Genomic DNA, 14,733 nt, shown 5'->3' on the forward strand with positions numbered 1-14,733 from the left:
CATTGAGGAATTGCAATGATTGAACTCAAGAACGTTTCCAAGTGGTACGGCAGCTTTCAAGTGCTGACCGACTGCTCCACCAACATCCAGAAGGGTGAGGTCGTGGTGGTCTGCGGCCCGTCGGGGTCGGGCAAGTCCACGCTGATCAAGACCATCAACGCGCTGGAGCCCTTCCAGAAGGGCGAGATCTTCGTGGACGGCGTGGCCGTGCACGATCCCAAGACCAACCTGCCCAAGCTGCGCAGCCGCGTGGGCATGGTGTTCCAGCACTTCGAGCTGTTCCCGCACCTGTCGGTGACCGAGAACCTGACCATTGCCCAGGTCAAGGTGCTGGGCCGCAGCGCGGACGACGCCAGGAAGCGCGGCCTCAAGATGCTGGACCGCGTGGGCCTGACGGCGCACAAGGACAAGTTCCCGGGCCAGCTGTCGGGCGGCCAGCAGCAGCGCGTGGCCATTGCGCGCGCGCTGTCCATGGACCCCATCGTGATGCTGTTCGACGAACCCACCTCCGCGCTGGACCCCGAAATGGTCGGCGAAGTGCTGGACGTGATGATCGGCCTGGCCAACGAAGGCATGACCATGATGTGCGTGACCCACGAAATGGGCTTTGCGCGCAAGGTGGCCAGCCGCGTGATCTTCATGGACGTGGGCGGCAAGATCCTGGAGGACTGCTCCAAGGACGAATTCTTCGGCAACCCGGAAGCGCGCCAGCCCCGGACCAAGGAATTCCTCAACAAGATCCTGCAGCACTGAACCGGTGCGGCCCTTGCGGGCACGGCAATCAAGGGGGCGCTTCGGCGCCCCTTTTTTGTGGCCGCGGCGAGACGATGATGAGAATCGTTCTCGATACAATCGCCGGCTCAGCTGTTTGCACCGTGCTCCAGATCCCGCCCCCATTTCCCCGCCACCGGACAACTTCCACGTCCGCCGTGCCATGCCTGCCATGAAGCGCGACGACGCCCCGGGAGAGCCCGGTGGCCATTCCCGCAGTCTCTACACCCGCTGGCGCAAGCCGCTGCAGCGCATGCTGGCGCGGTACTTCAAGAGCCCGGCCGATATCGAGGATGCCTCCCAGGAAGTCTTCGTGCGCATGCTGTCGGCCGACAAGCGCCTGCCCGTGGACGAAGAGCGGCCCTATCTGCATCAGGTCGTGCGCAGCGTGGCGGCCTTCGCGCACCGCACGGCGCCGCAGCAGGCCGGTGTGCGGCTGGTGTCCGTGGAGGATTGCCGCGACGAGGTCGAGGCCCTGCCGGCCCGCGACGGAGCCGACCATGCGCTGGACGATGAGCGCCGCCAGCGCCTGGCCCGGCTGCGCGATGCCCTGAACGAGCTGCCCGAGCGCCAGCGCCAGGCCTTCGTGCTGCACCGCGTGCAGGAACTGACGCTGGAGCAGACGGCCGAGCGCATGGACATCACCGTGCGCATGGTCTCGCGCCACCTGAGCCGGGCACTGTCCTATTGCGAGATCCGCGTACGCTACGCCAGCGCCGAGCAAATGCGTGCCCTGCTGCGCGCAGACGAGCAGCGGCCGGGCGCCGCAGAGAACACACGATGAGCAACGAACTTCCCCCGGGCGTTTCGCCGCAGGAGCTGGTGGGGCTGCATGACAGGGCGGCCGACTGGTTCGTGCGCCGCCAGCAGCCGGACTGGACGGGCGCCGATGAGCGCGCGCTGGATGCGTGGCTGGGCGCCCACCCGCTGCACCGCAGCATCTTCGAAGGCATGTCGCGCCACTGGCATGGCGCGCCACAGCTCAGGGAATTGTTTCCCGATGAGTTCGGCGCAGCGGTGCCGCCCGCCGCGCCTGCCGTCTGCGCTGCACCAGCGGCCGCGCCGCCGCGCCAGCGCGTTCTTGCCCGCTGGCCCGGCCGCCCTGCGGCGGCCCTGTCCGTGCTGGCGGTGGTCTCGCTGCTGGCCTGGGGTGGCTGGTACCGCTGGGACCACACGCCAGGCTATACGCTGCAGGCCCGCACGGCGCCCGGGCAGACGCAGAGCATCGAGCTGCCCGATGGCTCGCGCGTGGCCCTCAACGTGGACAGCGAACTCCAGGTGCGCTACTACCCGCGCCGCCGCGAGGTGGTGCTGGATCGGGGCGAGGCCTTCTTCGAGGTCACGCCCGGCCCGGACAGGCCCTTCACCGTGGACTCCGGCGCCAGCCGCGTCCGGGTGGTGGGCACCGCGTTCAATGTGCGCGCCGGGCCGCCGCGGCTGGTGGTGAAGGTGCTGGAGGGCAAGGTGCAGCTGCGGCCCGAGCGAGACCGGGCCGGGGGCGATGTCCTGCTGCTGGCGGCAGGCGCGGGCGTGGCTGTGGACGGCGCCGGCCGGCACAGCACCGTGGTGGCCGATGCGGACAGCGTGGGCGACTGGCGCACGGGCCAGGTGCGCTTCAGCGGCACGCCGCTGGCGGAGGTGGCGCAGGAGCTGTCGCGCTATCTGGGTGCGCCCGTGGAGCTGGGCGACGAGTCGCTGGGCCGCCTGCGTGTCTCGGGCCTGCTGGCCACGGCCGCGCCCGAGCGCTTTGTGCGCGCGCTGCCGGCCTTGATTGCGGTGCGCGTGCAGCCGCGCAACGGCGGAGGTTGGCTGATCGTGCGGGGATGAATCGAAGGACGGGAAACAATTTGTTTCAAATTGGTGGACAACCCCAGGTTCCAGCTTTGCACCGCTCTTGGCTTCTATAGGGGCAGGGGCGTGGATTTTCCAGGCCCGCACGGCTGCCAGCCAAGGACCACCGAGGGCGCTCGTCCCTCACGCCCCAGCCAACGGCCGCAACACCTGACGCGCATGCGCGGGTGGGCTGGCATGGCTTGTCCGGCGCGGTTCCTGATCGCCCGCGACGGCTGCCTGCGGCCTGCCTGTCGCGTGCCCGTGCAACGGCACAGCAACGGAGTGGCAATGAGAGCGCAAGAAGCAGCAGGCAGGGAATTCGCAGGCAGGGGCACACATGCCCGACGCAGGAACATGAAGGAGCAGGGCGCCGGCCCGCAGGCCAGTCCGCGCCTGCTGGCGTGGCTGGTGGCCGGTGCCGTGGCCGGCATGGGCGCCGCGCCGTCCGCCCGTGCGCAACAGCTTCAGCAGCCGGCCGCCTCTTCACCGATGCCGTCATCCGGACAGCGGCTGGCCTTTGACCAGCCGGCCCAGCCGCTGATCAACGCGCTGCGCGCCTTCGGCCGCCAGACCCAGTTCCAGGTGCTGTACGACGAAGCCGTGCTGGGCGGCCGCCAGGCGCCGGCCCTCCGGGGCAGCTTCACGCCGCAGGAGGCCATGGACCGGCTGTTGGCCGGCACCGGCGTGACCGCGCACAGCACCGAGCAGGGCACGTTCACGCTGCGAAAGGCGCCTGCGCCTGAGCCTGCGCCGCAGGCGTCGGCGGGCACCACGCTGTCCACGGTCAACGTGACCTCGCAGCGCATGGCCGCGCCGGGCAGCTACGTGGGCAGCGGCAGGAGCGCCAGCACCAAGCTGGACACGCCGCTGATCGAGACGCCGCGCTCCATCTCCATCGTCACCCAGGAGCAGCTGCAGAACCAGGCGCCCAAGAGCATCGAGCAGGCCCTGTCGTACACGGCCGGCGTGTCCACCGAAGTCACGGGCGCGGACCTGCGCATGACGGGCGCCATCATCCGGGGGTTCAGCGATGGCAGCTCCTACTACAAGGACGGGCTGCGGCAGTTCTCGGCCGGCACCTATGGTTCGTGGAACGACGAGATCGACGAGCTGGACAGCATCGAGGTCATCAAGGGCCCGGCCTCCGTGCTCTTTGGCCAGGGGCGGCCGGGCGGCGTGATCAACGTGGTCTCCAAGAAACCCGAGGCCGACCATGTGAACAGCGTGGGCCTGTCCTATGGCCGCTACCAGCGCGCCCAGGCCACGGCCGATCTGGGCGGCGCGCTGGATGCCTCGGGCGACCTGCTGTACCGGCTCAACCTCAAGGCGCGTGACAGCGACGGACGCACCGTGGGCTCGCGCGATGACCGCATCTCCATCGCGCCCTCGCTGCGCTGGAACCTCTCCGGCCGCACCCACCTGACCGTGCTGGGCAGCTACTCGCGCGAGCGCGGCACGCCCAAGTCCTGGTGGCCCAGCCTGTTCACCTACCCGCAGATCAAGGACCTGCCCGCGCACCTGACCGCCGGCGACCCGTCCTTCGACCGCTTCGACCGCGACACGCGATCACTGGGCTACGAGTTCTCGCACCAGACCGACAGCGGCTGGCAGCTCACGCAGAACCTGCGCTACTCCACCATCGACATCGATTACCGCCATATCTACGCCATGGACGTGCTGGCCGACGGCCGAAGCGTCTCGCGCGCCAGCCTGGCCCAGCGCACCAAGGGCCGTACGCTGGCGCTGGACACCCGCCTGCACAAGGACCTGCGCTGGGGCGGGCTGCAGCACCGGATGGCCTTCGGCATGGACCATGTGAAGTACAGGGAGCGCGGCGGCCTGGGCTTTGGCTGGGATGTGCCCGACCTGGACATGCTCGACCCCGCCTATGGCCAGTCCATCGCCTATCCAGAGCTGGAGGACAGCCGCACGGACCTGCGCCAGACCGGCATCTACACGCTCAACCAGTTCAAGTGGGACCGCTGGGTGGCCAATCTCAGCCTGCGCCATGACCAGGCGCGCACCACGCAGAACAGCAGCACCCAGCCGCGCATGAGCGACAGCGCCACCACCGGCAGCGCGGGCCTGCTCTACCTGTTCGACAGCGGCTGGGCGCCCTATGCGAGCTATGCGACCTCCTTCGATCCGGTCACGGGCCTGCAGTACGACGGCAATCCGTTCGAGCCCCGGCGCGGCAAGCAGTACGAGGCGGGCGTGAAGTACCAGCCTCCGGGAAGCACCTCGCTGATCACGGCCTCGGTCTTCGACCTGCGCCAGACCAACGTCACCACGCTGGACCCCGACCACCCGCGCTTCAGCATCCAGACGGGCGAGGTGCGCTCCACGGGGCTGGAGCTGGAAGGCCGCTTCGCGCTCACGCGCGAGCTGAACGCGCTGGCCAGCTACACCTACCTGGACCCGCGCACCACGCAGAGCAACCGGCCCGCCGAAATCGGCCGCCAGACCATACAGACCACACGCCACATGGCCAGCCTGTGGCTGGACTACCGCCCGCGCGCGGTGCCGGGGCTGATGGTGGCCGGCGGCCTGCGCTACAAGGGTCGCTCTCCCTACAACGTGGCGGCGGACGGCACGCTGAACATCAACGACTCCGCCACGCTGGCCGACCTGGCGCTGGCCTACGAGACGCCGCAGTACCGCATCGCGCTGAACATCAACAACCTGTTCAACCGCAAGTACTTCGCAGGCATCTTCCGCGGCGTGGATCGCGAGGCCACGCTGAGCTTCAAGTACTACTGGTCTATGTAGAAGACCTGCGCGCGGGTGGCTTGCGCGCGGCGCGAGCCGGCCCGCGCGGCTCGGGCGTCCTGATCAGCTGGTGGTTGAACTCCCTCCACAGCGCGTCGCGCCGGGCCAGCGCCTCGGACACATCGGCATGGCGCAACTGGGCCACGGCCGAGACCAGGGCATTGCACAGGTAGAAGGCGGCCGTGTAGGAGTGAAAGGGCGAGGCATTGGCCGTGCGCACCTGCAGCCAGTGGTGGGCCACGGTGGCCAGGGGGGCCGTGGGGCTGTCGGTGATGGCCAGCACCCGGGCGCCGGCTTCCGAAAATCGCTGCGCCACCTCGTAGGTGCCGCGTGAATACTGGCTCACGCTGAAGGCCAGCAGCGTGTCGGTGGGGCCTACCCACAGCAGCTGGTCGGCCGGGGCGATGGCGCCTGCATCCAGCTGCTGCACGCCGGGGCGGCACATGTTCAGGTGCAGGGCCAGCCAGGCGGAGACCGGCGAGCTGTTGAGCTGGGCCAGCACGAACACCCGGCCCTCGTCCTGCGCGAGCTGCCGGGCCATGGCCTCGAAGGCCGCCATGTCCAGCCCCTCGCGCGTGGACTGGATGTTGTGCTGGTCGTGCAGCAGTGCATCGTCCACGCACTCGCTCAGGCTGCGCTGCGCGCCCAGCAGCACGGGCGCGCGCTGGGCAGCCGTCTGCAGCAGCGCCGTCACCTCGCCGCGCGCCTCGCGCTGGGCCTCGGCATAGCTGGCATAGCCGAGCTTGGCGAACAGGCGCACCACGGTCGAGGCGCTGGTGCCTGTGCGCGCTGCCAGGGCGGTGGCCGATTCCAGCAGCGCATGCGGATAGTCGCTGCCCAGGGTCTGGGCCAGCGTCTGCTCGCTGGCCGTCAGTTCCGCGCCCTGCTGCGCCAGGCGCTGCGGCAGCAGCAGCGCGGCTTTTTGCAATGGTGATTTCATGTTTTTCTTGTATATGCAACGTGTGTTGCAAAATAGGGGGTCGCGTGCAACACTGCATGCACTCTGGAGATTCCACCATGCACGATACCCTCGAACAAAGCCGCGTGCAGCAGCGCGCGAGACTGCTGGACTGGCTGGGCGGCCAGCAGCAGGCCATGCAAGATCTGTTGCACAGGATTGTCGATATCGACAGCGGCAGCCGCGATGAAGCCGGCATCCTGGCCGTGGCCCAGGCCCTGCGCGAGCGGTTGGAGGCGGCCGGCGTGGCCGTGCGCTTCGAGGACGTTCCCGGCTACGGCGTGCTGCTGCATGCCGACGTGCCCGGGCCCGGCGAGGGCGCGCCCATCTATCTGATGGGCCACATGGACACGGTCTTTCCGGCCGGCACCGTGGCGCGCCGCCCCTTCCGCGTGGAAGAAGGCCGGGCCTACGGTCCCGGCGTGGCCGACATGAAGTCGGGCCTGGTGCTCAACGTCTTCGTGGCCGAGGCCTTTGCGCGCTGCGGCGGCCTGGGCGCGCCGCTCAAGCTGTTCTTCTCGTGCGACGAGGAGATCGGCTCGCCCGCCACGCGCCAGACCATCATGGATACGGTGCGCGGTGCGCGCGCCGTCTTCAACGCCGAGCCGGGCCGCGTCAGCGGCAACCTGGTGACCAGCCGCAAGGGATCGATGGCCGTGGAGTTCGAGGTACAGGGCGTGGCCGCCCACGCCGGCATCAACCACGCGGCCGGCGCCAGCGCGCTGGAAGCCATGGCGCGCAAGCTGCTGGCCCTGCATGCGCTGACCGATCCCGCCACGGGCACGACCACCAATGTGGGCGTGCTGCAGGGCGGCATCGTGCCGAACATGGTGGCGCCCCACGCCAAGGCCGAGCTCGATGTGCGCTACACGGCCCAGACCGATCCCGATGCGCTGATGGAGCGCATCCGCGCCATCGTGGAGGAAGAATCCGTGCCCCGCACCCAGGGCCGCGTCACCGCCGTGCGCCGCACCCTGCCCATGGCGCCCACGCCCGATGCGCTGCTGCAGCTGTACCGTCGCGGCGCGCAGTCGCTGGGCTTCGACGTGCAGGGCGAGTTCACGGGCGGCGCGGCCGACAGCGGCCTCACGGCCTCGGTGGGCGTGCCCACGCTGTGCGCCACCGGCCCCGTGGGCGGCCATCCCCATACCGAGCGCGAGTACTGCGAGCTGGCCACCTTCGTGCCGCGCGCCCAGGCCGTGGCCCTCGCCATCTTCGACCATCCTTGACTCCGCTGATACCCATGAAAAACCTGTCCGTGAATGCATCCTTCCCCACCCGCCGCAAGCTGCTGGGCGCAGGCCTTGGCCTGGCGGGCCTGTCCGCGCTGGCGCCGATGGCCGCACGCGCCGATGACAAGTACCCCTCGCGCACGATCACGCTGGTCGTGCCGTTTCCGCCCGGCGGCTCGGTGGACATCATGGGCCGCCAGTACGCCGAGCCCCTGTCGCGCATCCTGGGCGTGCCCATCGTGGTGGAGAACCGTCCCGGCGCGGGCGGCTCGGTCGCCACGCAGTACGTGTCACGCGCCAAGCCGGACGGCTACACCCTGGTCGTGTCCTCGCAAAGCAGCCACCTGGCCAATCCGCTGACCCAGCCCAAGATCGGCTACGACCCCATCAAGGACTTCGAGAACATCGCCATCCTGGGCCGCCAGCCCAATGCGCTGATGGTGCATTCCAGCCTGCCCGTGAAGAACTTCCAGGAGTTCATCGAGTACGTGAAAAAGCGCCCCGGCCAGGTCAACTACGGCAGCGCCGGCATCGGCAGCATGGGCCAGCTCAACGTGGAAATGCTCAAGGCCGCCACGGGCATCTTCGCCACCCACATTCCCTACCGCGGCGGCTCGCCGCTGGTCACGGCGGCCATCGGCAACGAGGTGCAGTTCATCCTCGACAACCTGGTCTTCATGCTGCCCCATGTGCAGTCGGGCAAGGTGCGAGCCCTGGTCGTGGCCTCGGAGCAGCGCCTGCCCATGCTGCCCGACGTGCCCACCATGGCCGAGGTCGGCTATCCCCAGCTCAACATGAGCTCCTGGACCGGCATCGCGGCGCCTGCGGGCACGCCCGACGCCATCGTGCAGACGCTGCACAAGGCCGTGCGCCAAGCCGCCACCGCGCCTGCCATGGTGGCCAGCCTCAAGGAGCGCGGCGTGGTCGCGCCCGAGGAGATGAGCCCTGCCGCGTTCGAGAAGATGATGGCCGAGCGCCTGAAGCTCTTCGGCGAGGTGGTGCGCAAGGCCCATATCGTGGCCGAGTAAGCAGGGCACGCCCAGGGCGCCCCCAGGGCGCCCCGGATGGCCGGGCGCAGCCGAGGTATTTCCATAAGGAGGAGACATGAGCATGACCCCTATCGCCCGCCAGGCTGCCAGCCACCCTTCCCGCCGCCGCGTGCTTGGCGCGGGGCTGGGCCTGGGTATGCTGGCGCCGCTTGCGGCGCTGGCCGCCGAAGGCAAGGCCACCGGCTACCCCTCGCGCCAGATCAGCTTCATCGTGCCGTTCCCTCCGGGCGGTTCGGTGGATGCCATGGCACGCCAGTACGCCGAGCCCATGGCACGCATCCTGGGCGTGCCCATCGTCGTGGAGAACCGGCCCGGCGCGGGCGGCTCGGTGGCCGCGCTGGCCGTGGCGCGCGCCAAGCCGGACGGCTACACCCTGGTCGTGTCCTCGCAGAGCAGCCACCTGGCCAATCCTCTGACCCAGCCCAAAGTGGGCTACGACCCCATCAAGGATTTCGAGAACATCGCCATCCTGGGCCGCCTGCCCAATGTGCTGGTCGTGCCCGCCAGCCTGCCCATCCGCAGCTTTGCGGAGTTCATCGCCTATGCCAAAAAGCACCCTGGCCAGCTCAACTACGGCAGCGGCGGCACGGGCAGCATGGGCCAGCTCAACATGGAGATGTTCAAGGCCGATGCGGGCCTGGACATCACCCATGTTCCCTACCGGGGCGGCACGCTGCTGGTCACCTCGGTGCTGGCGGGCGAGGTGCAGGTGTTCCTGGACAACCTCATCTCCATGCTGCCCCACATCCAGGCAGGCAAGGTGCGCGCCCTGGCCGTGGCCTCCGAGCAGCGCGTGGCGCAGCTGCCCGATGTGCCCACCCTGGCCGAGGTGGGCTACCCGCAGCTGAACATGAGCTCATGGACCGGCCTGGCTGCGCCGGCCGGCACGCCCGCGCCCGTGGTGCAGGTCCTCTTCAAGGCCGTGCGCCAGGCCGCCACGGCGCCGGCCATGGTGTCCAGCCTGCAGGACCGGGGCGTGACCCCGCCCGAGGAAATGAGCCCCGCCGCCTTCGAGGCCATGATGTCCGACCGCCTCAAGCGCTTTGGCGAGGTGGTGCGCAGGACGGGCATCGTCGCCGAGTGAGCTGCTAGTCCAACTGCACACCCACCTCGCGCACCAGCCGCCCCCAGTCCGCCAGGTCCTGGCGCAGCGTGTCGGCGAATTGCGCGGGCGTGGTCCGGGGCAGGTCGGTCAGGTTGAGCTCGCCCAGCTTTTTGGCCGTGGCCGGGTCCTGCAGCAACTGGTTGATGGCGGCGTTGAGCTTGTCCACGATGGGCTGCGGCGTTTTGGCGGGCGCGAAGACGCCGTACCAGGAATAGTTGTGGAACGGGTAGCCCGCCTCGGTCAGGCTGGGCAGGTCCGGCTGGCTGGGAATGCGCTTGTCGCCGCTGTGGGCGATGGCGCGCACGCGGCCCGCACGCACCAGCTCCACGGTGGAAGAGGTGTCTGCAAACGCCGCTTGCACCTGCCCGCCCAGCAGGCCCTGCACACAGGGGCTGCTGCCCTTGTAGGGCACATGCTGCATCTGCAGGCCGGCCTGCTTGAGCAGGAATTCCATGGTCAGGTGCCCGCCCGAGCCCTGGCCCCAGGAACAGTAGCTGAGCTGGCCGGGCCGGGCGCTTGCATAGGCCACGAACTCCTTGAGCGTGTGCACGGGCAGATCGCGCGAGACCAGCAGCAGATTGCCGGCGCGCCCTATCTGCGCAATGGGCGCAAAGTCCTTGATCGGGTCATACGGAACCTTGCGGTAAAGGCTGGGGTTCACGGCCATGGACGCCGTGTAGGTGAACAGCAGCCGGTAGCCGTCCGGCGCGCCGCGCGCGGCCTGCTCCACGCCGACCAGGCCGTTGGCGCCGGGCCGGTTGTCCACCACGAAGGGCTGCCTGAGCAGCCGGGTCAGGCCTTCGGCAAACACCCGCGCGATGGTGTCCGTGCCGCCGGCGGCGGCCGTGGGCACGATCAGCGTGACGGGGCGGGCGGGGTAGTTGCCGGCATCCTGCGCCGGCTGGGCGTGGCCCGTGCAGGCCATGGCCAGCAGCAGTGCCAGGGCCATGCCGTGCTTCTTCATCGTCTTCATGCACTTGTCTCCTTGTGTCGCCTTGTGTCGCCTTGCCTGTGTGCGGCCCCGTCAGCGCAGCCCCAGGCGCGCCTGCGTGCCCTGCTCGATCATGTCGGCTCCCACGCGGTAGAGGTTGCGCGAGACATAGCTGTCCACCTCGCGCGCACGCTTGCGCAGCCAGGCGGCCTTGAGGCTGCGGGCCTGGCCGATCTCGGGCGCGTCGCCGGTCGCCGTGGCCAGCACGTCGATCACATGCAGGGCCAGCTGCCACTGGCCCGCGTCGGCCAGCGCCTGGGCGCTGGCCACCAGGCCGGGCTTGTCGGTGATGGCATCGGCGATGGCGGCGCCTGCGGCCTCGGGCGGGGCCGGGTGCAGCGTGGTCGGGTTGCGGTCCCACCAGCCGTTTTCCGAACGGTAGATGTCGCGCACGATGTAGCTGGGGTCGCCATAGGTGGGCTTCATCCACTCCACGCCGAACAGCTCCTGCGGATAGTCCATGGCCGCGAGCACCTGCTGCTCGTTCAGGCCCTCGTTCATCAGGCGCACGACTTCGGCGCGCAGCCAGCGCAGCGCCTGTGCGGTGTGCAGCAGCACCTGCTGCACGGCCTGCTCGCCCTCGATCACGGGACCGAACTCGCGCACGGCCTTGAGCGGGCGCAGCGCGGCCATGGCCTGCAGCGTGTCGGCCCAGCGCACGGTGTCGCGCAGCGTGCGAAAGGGCGTGCCGATGTTGGGGATGGAGTCCAGCAGCGCCGCGCCGCCGTACAGCACGCGCTGGCCGGGGCTCCACAGCGCGATGGCGTCGTCGGTCTCGGACGGCGCCCAGAACAGCTCGATGCGGCTGTCCCCGCTGCCTATCTCCAGCCGCGTGTCGAAGGTTTCGGTGGGCTCGTGCATGTCCAGCCGGTGCTCGAAAAAGCCCGCGCTGCGGTTGAACTGGATCTCGGCCATGCGGTGCTGCAGCGCCCGGGTCTCGCGGTAGCGTGCCTGGCGGCGCGGCAGGTTGCGGTGCGCGATCAGGCGCGGCACGGGCTCTCCGCGCGCGGCCGCATGCTCCAGCCAGGCGGGCACGCCCGCGTTGTAGCCGATGTGGCCGTGGCTGTAGCACAGCGCATGCACGGGCGCGTCGCTGAGCTGGCGCAGGCTGGCGATCATGTCCTGGCTGACCTTGCCGCCGGGGCCGGCGTCGATCACCACCAGGCCCGCGTCGGTCTCGGCCACGAAGGACTGGCCCTGGCCGCGCATTATGTGCAGGCCCGGCGCCACGGTTTCGCTGCCGGTGCCCACCAGCAAGAAGGGCTTGTCGTCGTCTCTGGCGTTCATGGGGTCTCCGGGTCTGGTTCGATGGGGGGCAGGGCGTAGCGGCCGTCCAGCAGTTCGGGACTGGGCATGTAGGCGCGCAGGCACAGGTAAAAGCCTTCGCGCGGCGCGGGGAGCCAGTTGGCGCGGTGGTCTTCGCTGGCCGGTGGCGCGTGGCTGATGTGGATAGTCAACCCGCCATCGCCATCGCCATCGCCATCAGCGTCGGGGCGCAGGCCCGGCGTGCGGTCGCCGATGGCATGGCGGTCGATGGGGTTGTCCACCAGCATGCAGTCGTGGGCGCCGTAGAGGGTCAGGGACCAGAAGGCCTGCACGGGCGGCAGCGCGCCTGGGGCAAAGCGCAGCCGGTAGCGGCGGCTGCCGTGCAGGGGCAGGCCCTGGGCGTCATGCCAGGCCAGCGGGTAGATGGCCTCGCGGCTTTCCAGCATGCCGATGTACTTGAGCGCAATCTCGGCGCGGGCCTGGAAGTCGTCGCCAAAACTGCCTTCGACCAGGGCGGGGAGTTCCCAGCCCGAGTCCAGGCGCCGGCCCGTGCTGGCCGCGCGCAGCCGGGGCAGCACGCTGTCCAGTGCGCGCTGCAGTGCGGCTTGCTGTTGCGCATCGGGTGCGCCCAGCCCGGCGCCCAGGCCCACGGCCGCAAAGCGCGCGACCCGTGCGGTGTGTTCCTCTGGTGGCGGGTTGTCGCGCAAGGCGGCATTCACCTGGGCTGCATAGTGCTCGGCATTTGGCGGGGCCTGGGGATCGCAGTCCGGGTCGAAGGCGCGGGCCTGCGAGGGAGTGCCCGCCTGCCAGTCGGCCAGCGGGCGCACCGCAAAGCCGTCCTGCAGCGCGTGCACGGCGGGCAGGTCGTGCTCGCCATCGACCAGGATGCGGCCTATCACCCACAGCCAGGGCGTGGGCGCGGCAATGTGTGCGCCGGGCGCATCGAACGGTGGCGGCAGCGTCCCCTGCCAGCCGGGCGGCGTGACAAGGAAGGAGCGCGCCGCCGTGCCCGTCAGGCGCTGGCCCAGGTGGGCGAAGGGGTTGGTGAAGAAGTCCAGCAGGCCCAGCACGTAGTAGCGGCCCGCCGTGTCGGGCACGTCGATCACCAGCGGCCCGGCGCCCAGGTCCAGCCAGGCGTTGGTGTAGAGCGTGTCGTTGTTGGGCGTGACCACGCGGCTGGTGCCGGCGCGCAGCAGCTGGCGCGCATGCACGAACTGGTTGCACCAGCGCAGCGGTGCGGGCGCAGCCTCGCCCGCCGCATTGCGCCGGGGCGAGGTGGCCGCGCGCATGCGGCGCATCTCGTACAGCGGGCAGGTGTGGATGACGGCCTCCTCGGCCAGGGTGCTCAGGTCCATGGCGTGTCTCATGCGGCCACGGGCTGCAGGGGCGGAACAGGCCATTGGTGCGCGCCTGCCTGCGGGTGGTACATGCGCAGGATGAGGTAGAAGCGCCCGTGCGGCGTGGGCAGCCAGTTGGCGGCGCCCTGTGCCGGCCGGGCATGGCCCAGGTCGATCTGCAGGCTGCCGTCGGCCTCGCGCAGCAAGCCCGGCGTGCGGTCGCCGATGGAGTGGCGGCCGATCTCGTTGCCGTAGAGAAAGCGGTCGGCGTCGTACAGCGTGACGGACCAGAAGGCGTCGGCCGGCGGCATGTCGGCGGCATTGAAGCGCAGCACATAGCGCTGGCTGCCGTCCAGCGGCTGCAGGCCTGCGTCGTGGTGGGCGGCCGCGTAGATGGCCTCGCTGGTGGCCAGCGCGCCCAGGCCCAGGTAGGCGGTGCGTGCGCGGCCCAGGTACTCGCTGCCGTAGCGGCCGGTGGACGGCGTCATGGTCCAGGGCCGGGGACGGCGGTTGCGCCCCATGGCGGCCACGGTGCGCACGCCGTCGGCAAAGCCCTCGGTCAGGCCTTCGCGCACGGGCTCCTCCAGCTGCTCCCACGCCATGTGGGCGCTGGCCACCAGGCCGGCCTGGCCGAACCAGGCCAGCAGCCCCTGGTCCTCCTTGCGTCCGGGCGCCTCGGCCAGTGCATGGCAGAGGTTGGTGAAAAAGCGCGGCGCAACCTCGGCCGCAGGCTCCTGGTTCTCGAAGGCGGCCGCCATGGCGTCCACGGGCGGGCCGACCCAGTTCGTGACGGCGGCCGGGCGGCCTCCTTTCGGCACGCCCGGCGCGGGCTCCAGCCGGATGTCGGCCTGCAGTGCGCGGGCTGCAGGCCAGTCGGGCGCATCGCCCACCACGGTGCGGCCGATGAGCCAGACCAGGTTGCTGGGGCAGTGCACCAGACGGTGGCCGGCCAGATGCTCCGGCACCTGGCCGCCCGGCCCGACCAGGACCACGGTCTCGCCTTCGGGCGCGCAGTTGCGCGGTCCCAGGTTCTCGAAATTCTCGGTATAGGCGTCGTACAGGGCCAGCACGAAATAGCGGCCCGGATGCGCGGCGCTGGAGGGCACGGTCAGCAGGCGCGGGCCGTCGGCCAGGTGGATCCAGGCCAGCGAGTACAGCAGGTCGTTGGCGGGCGTGACCACGTCGCGGTCCTCATGGGTGGAGGGGCGCTGGCTGTGGTGCAGCGTGTCGAAGTCGCCGCGCATGTCCAGGCCCAAACCGGTGGCACGTGCGGCGCCGGCATCGGTCTGCAGGCGGCAGGTGCGGTAGGTCTCTATCAGCGGATAGCCGTAGACAAAGGCGGCCAGGCCGATGGAGCGCGCCAGGGCACGGCGGACTTCGGGCAGGGAGGGAGGGGTCGGGTTCATGTCCATTGTTTTCTTC

At 69.9% G+C, this 14,733-nt stretch carries 12 protein-coding genes; 7 read left to right on the forward strand and 5 right to left on the reverse strand.

The window, feature by feature from the left end:
- Positions 1-15 precede the first annotated feature (15 nt).
- The 4 genes from ACF8ML_RS25640 (at position 16) to ACF8ML_RS25655 (ending at position 5,373) form a co-directional block, all read left to right on the forward strand.
- A complete protein-coding gene (locus tag ACF8ML_RS25640; RefSeq protein ID WP_016450275.1) occupies positions 16-753 on the forward strand; it encodes an amino acid ABC transporter ATP-binding protein in 738 nt (245 codons plus the stop codon).
- Positions 754-943: 190 nt separating this feature from the next.
- A complete protein-coding gene (locus tag ACF8ML_RS25645) occupies positions 944-1,555 on the forward strand; it encodes an RNA polymerase sigma factor (protein ID WP_224986090.1) in 612 nt (203 codons plus the stop codon).
- Entirely contained in the window at positions 1,552-2,598 is a 1,047-nt protein-coding gene (locus tag ACF8ML_RS25650; RefSeq protein WP_252651484.1) for a FecR domain-containing protein, read from the forward strand. The genes ACF8ML_RS25645 and ACF8ML_RS25650 overlap by 4 nt, the downstream gene beginning before the upstream one ends.
- Before the next feature lie 360 nt (positions 2,599-2,958).
- Complete coding sequence (locus tag ACF8ML_RS25655; RefSeq protein WP_043789941.1) at positions 2,959-5,373, forward strand: TonB-dependent siderophore receptor; 2,415 nt, start codon at positions 2,959-2,961, stop codon at positions 5,371-5,373.
- Here the strand turns inward: ACF8ML_RS25655 and ACF8ML_RS25660 are convergent.
- Complete coding sequence (locus tag ACF8ML_RS25660; RefSeq protein WP_016450279.1) at positions 5,366-6,313, reverse strand: MurR/RpiR family transcriptional regulator; 948 nt, start codon at positions 6,311-6,313, stop codon at positions 5,366-5,368. The genes ACF8ML_RS25655 and ACF8ML_RS25660 overlap by 8 nt on opposite strands.
- Positions 6,314-6,390: 77 nt before the next feature.
- Between ACF8ML_RS25660 and ACF8ML_RS25665 the strand changes: the two genes are divergently transcribed.
- The 3 genes from ACF8ML_RS25665 to ACF8ML_RS25675 all read left to right on the forward strand — a co-directional run bounded on the left by ACF8ML_RS25665 (position 6,391) and on the right by ACF8ML_RS25675 (position 9,696).
- Entirely contained in the window at positions 6,391-7,560 is a 1,170-nt protein-coding gene (locus ACF8ML_RS25665) for a M20 family metallopeptidase (RefSeq protein ID WP_016451791.1), read from the forward strand.
- A gap of 14 nt (positions 7,561-7,574) precedes the next feature.
- Positions 7,575-8,591, forward strand: a complete 1,017-nt coding sequence (locus ACF8ML_RS25670; protein WP_392408328.1) for a Bug family tripartite tricarboxylate transporter substrate binding protein — start codon at positions 7,575-7,577, stop codon at positions 8,589-8,591.
- A gap of 76 nt (positions 8,592-8,667) precedes the next feature.
- A complete protein-coding gene (locus tag ACF8ML_RS25675; RefSeq protein ID WP_126311318.1) occupies positions 8,668-9,696 on the forward strand; it encodes a tripartite tricarboxylate transporter substrate binding protein in 1,029 nt (342 codons plus the stop codon).
- Between the two features lie 4 nt (positions 9,697-9,700).
- On the opposite strand, the gene ACF8ML_RS25680 is transcribed toward ACF8ML_RS25675, so the two are convergent.
- Genes ACF8ML_RS25680 through ACF8ML_RS25695 form a run of 4 tightly spaced genes read right to left on the reverse strand, consistent with a single transcriptional unit; the run spans position 9,701 to position 14,723 of the window.
- The gene (locus ACF8ML_RS25680) at positions 9,701-10,690 is read right to left on the reverse strand and encodes a Bug family tripartite tricarboxylate transporter substrate binding protein (RefSeq protein WP_392408329.1); all 990 of its coding nucleotides are present in this window, start codon (positions 10,688-10,690) and stop codon (positions 9,701-9,703) included.
- 51 nt (positions 10,691-10,741) lie between these two features.
- Positions 10,742-11,995, reverse strand: coding sequence for an alkyl sulfatase dimerization domain-containing protein (locus ACF8ML_RS25685; RefSeq protein WP_392408331.1), 1,254 nt, complete (start codon positions 11,993-11,995; stop codon positions 10,742-10,744).
- Positions 11,992-13,329 carry a DUF1254 domain-containing protein gene (locus ACF8ML_RS25690; RefSeq protein ID WP_392408332.1) on the reverse strand — a complete coding sequence of 446 codons (1,338 nt, stop codon included), beginning with the start codon at positions 13,327-13,329 and terminating at the stop codon, positions 11,992-11,994. The genes ACF8ML_RS25685 and ACF8ML_RS25690 overlap by 4 nt, the downstream gene beginning before the upstream one ends.
- An 8-nt stretch (positions 13,330-13,337) precedes the next feature.
- Complete coding sequence (locus tag ACF8ML_RS25695; RefSeq protein ID WP_047472823.1) at positions 13,338-14,723, reverse strand: DUF1254 domain-containing protein; 1,386 nt, start codon at positions 14,721-14,723, stop codon at positions 13,338-13,340.
- Between the last annotated feature and the right edge of the window lie 10 nt (positions 14,724-14,733).

The organism is Delftia sp. WSY_10 (assembly GCF_043104705.1).
In the GTDB taxonomy this organism is placed as follows: domain Bacteria; phylum Pseudomonadota; class Gammaproteobacteria; order Burkholderiales; family Burkholderiaceae_C; genus Comamonas; species Comamonas tsuruhatensis.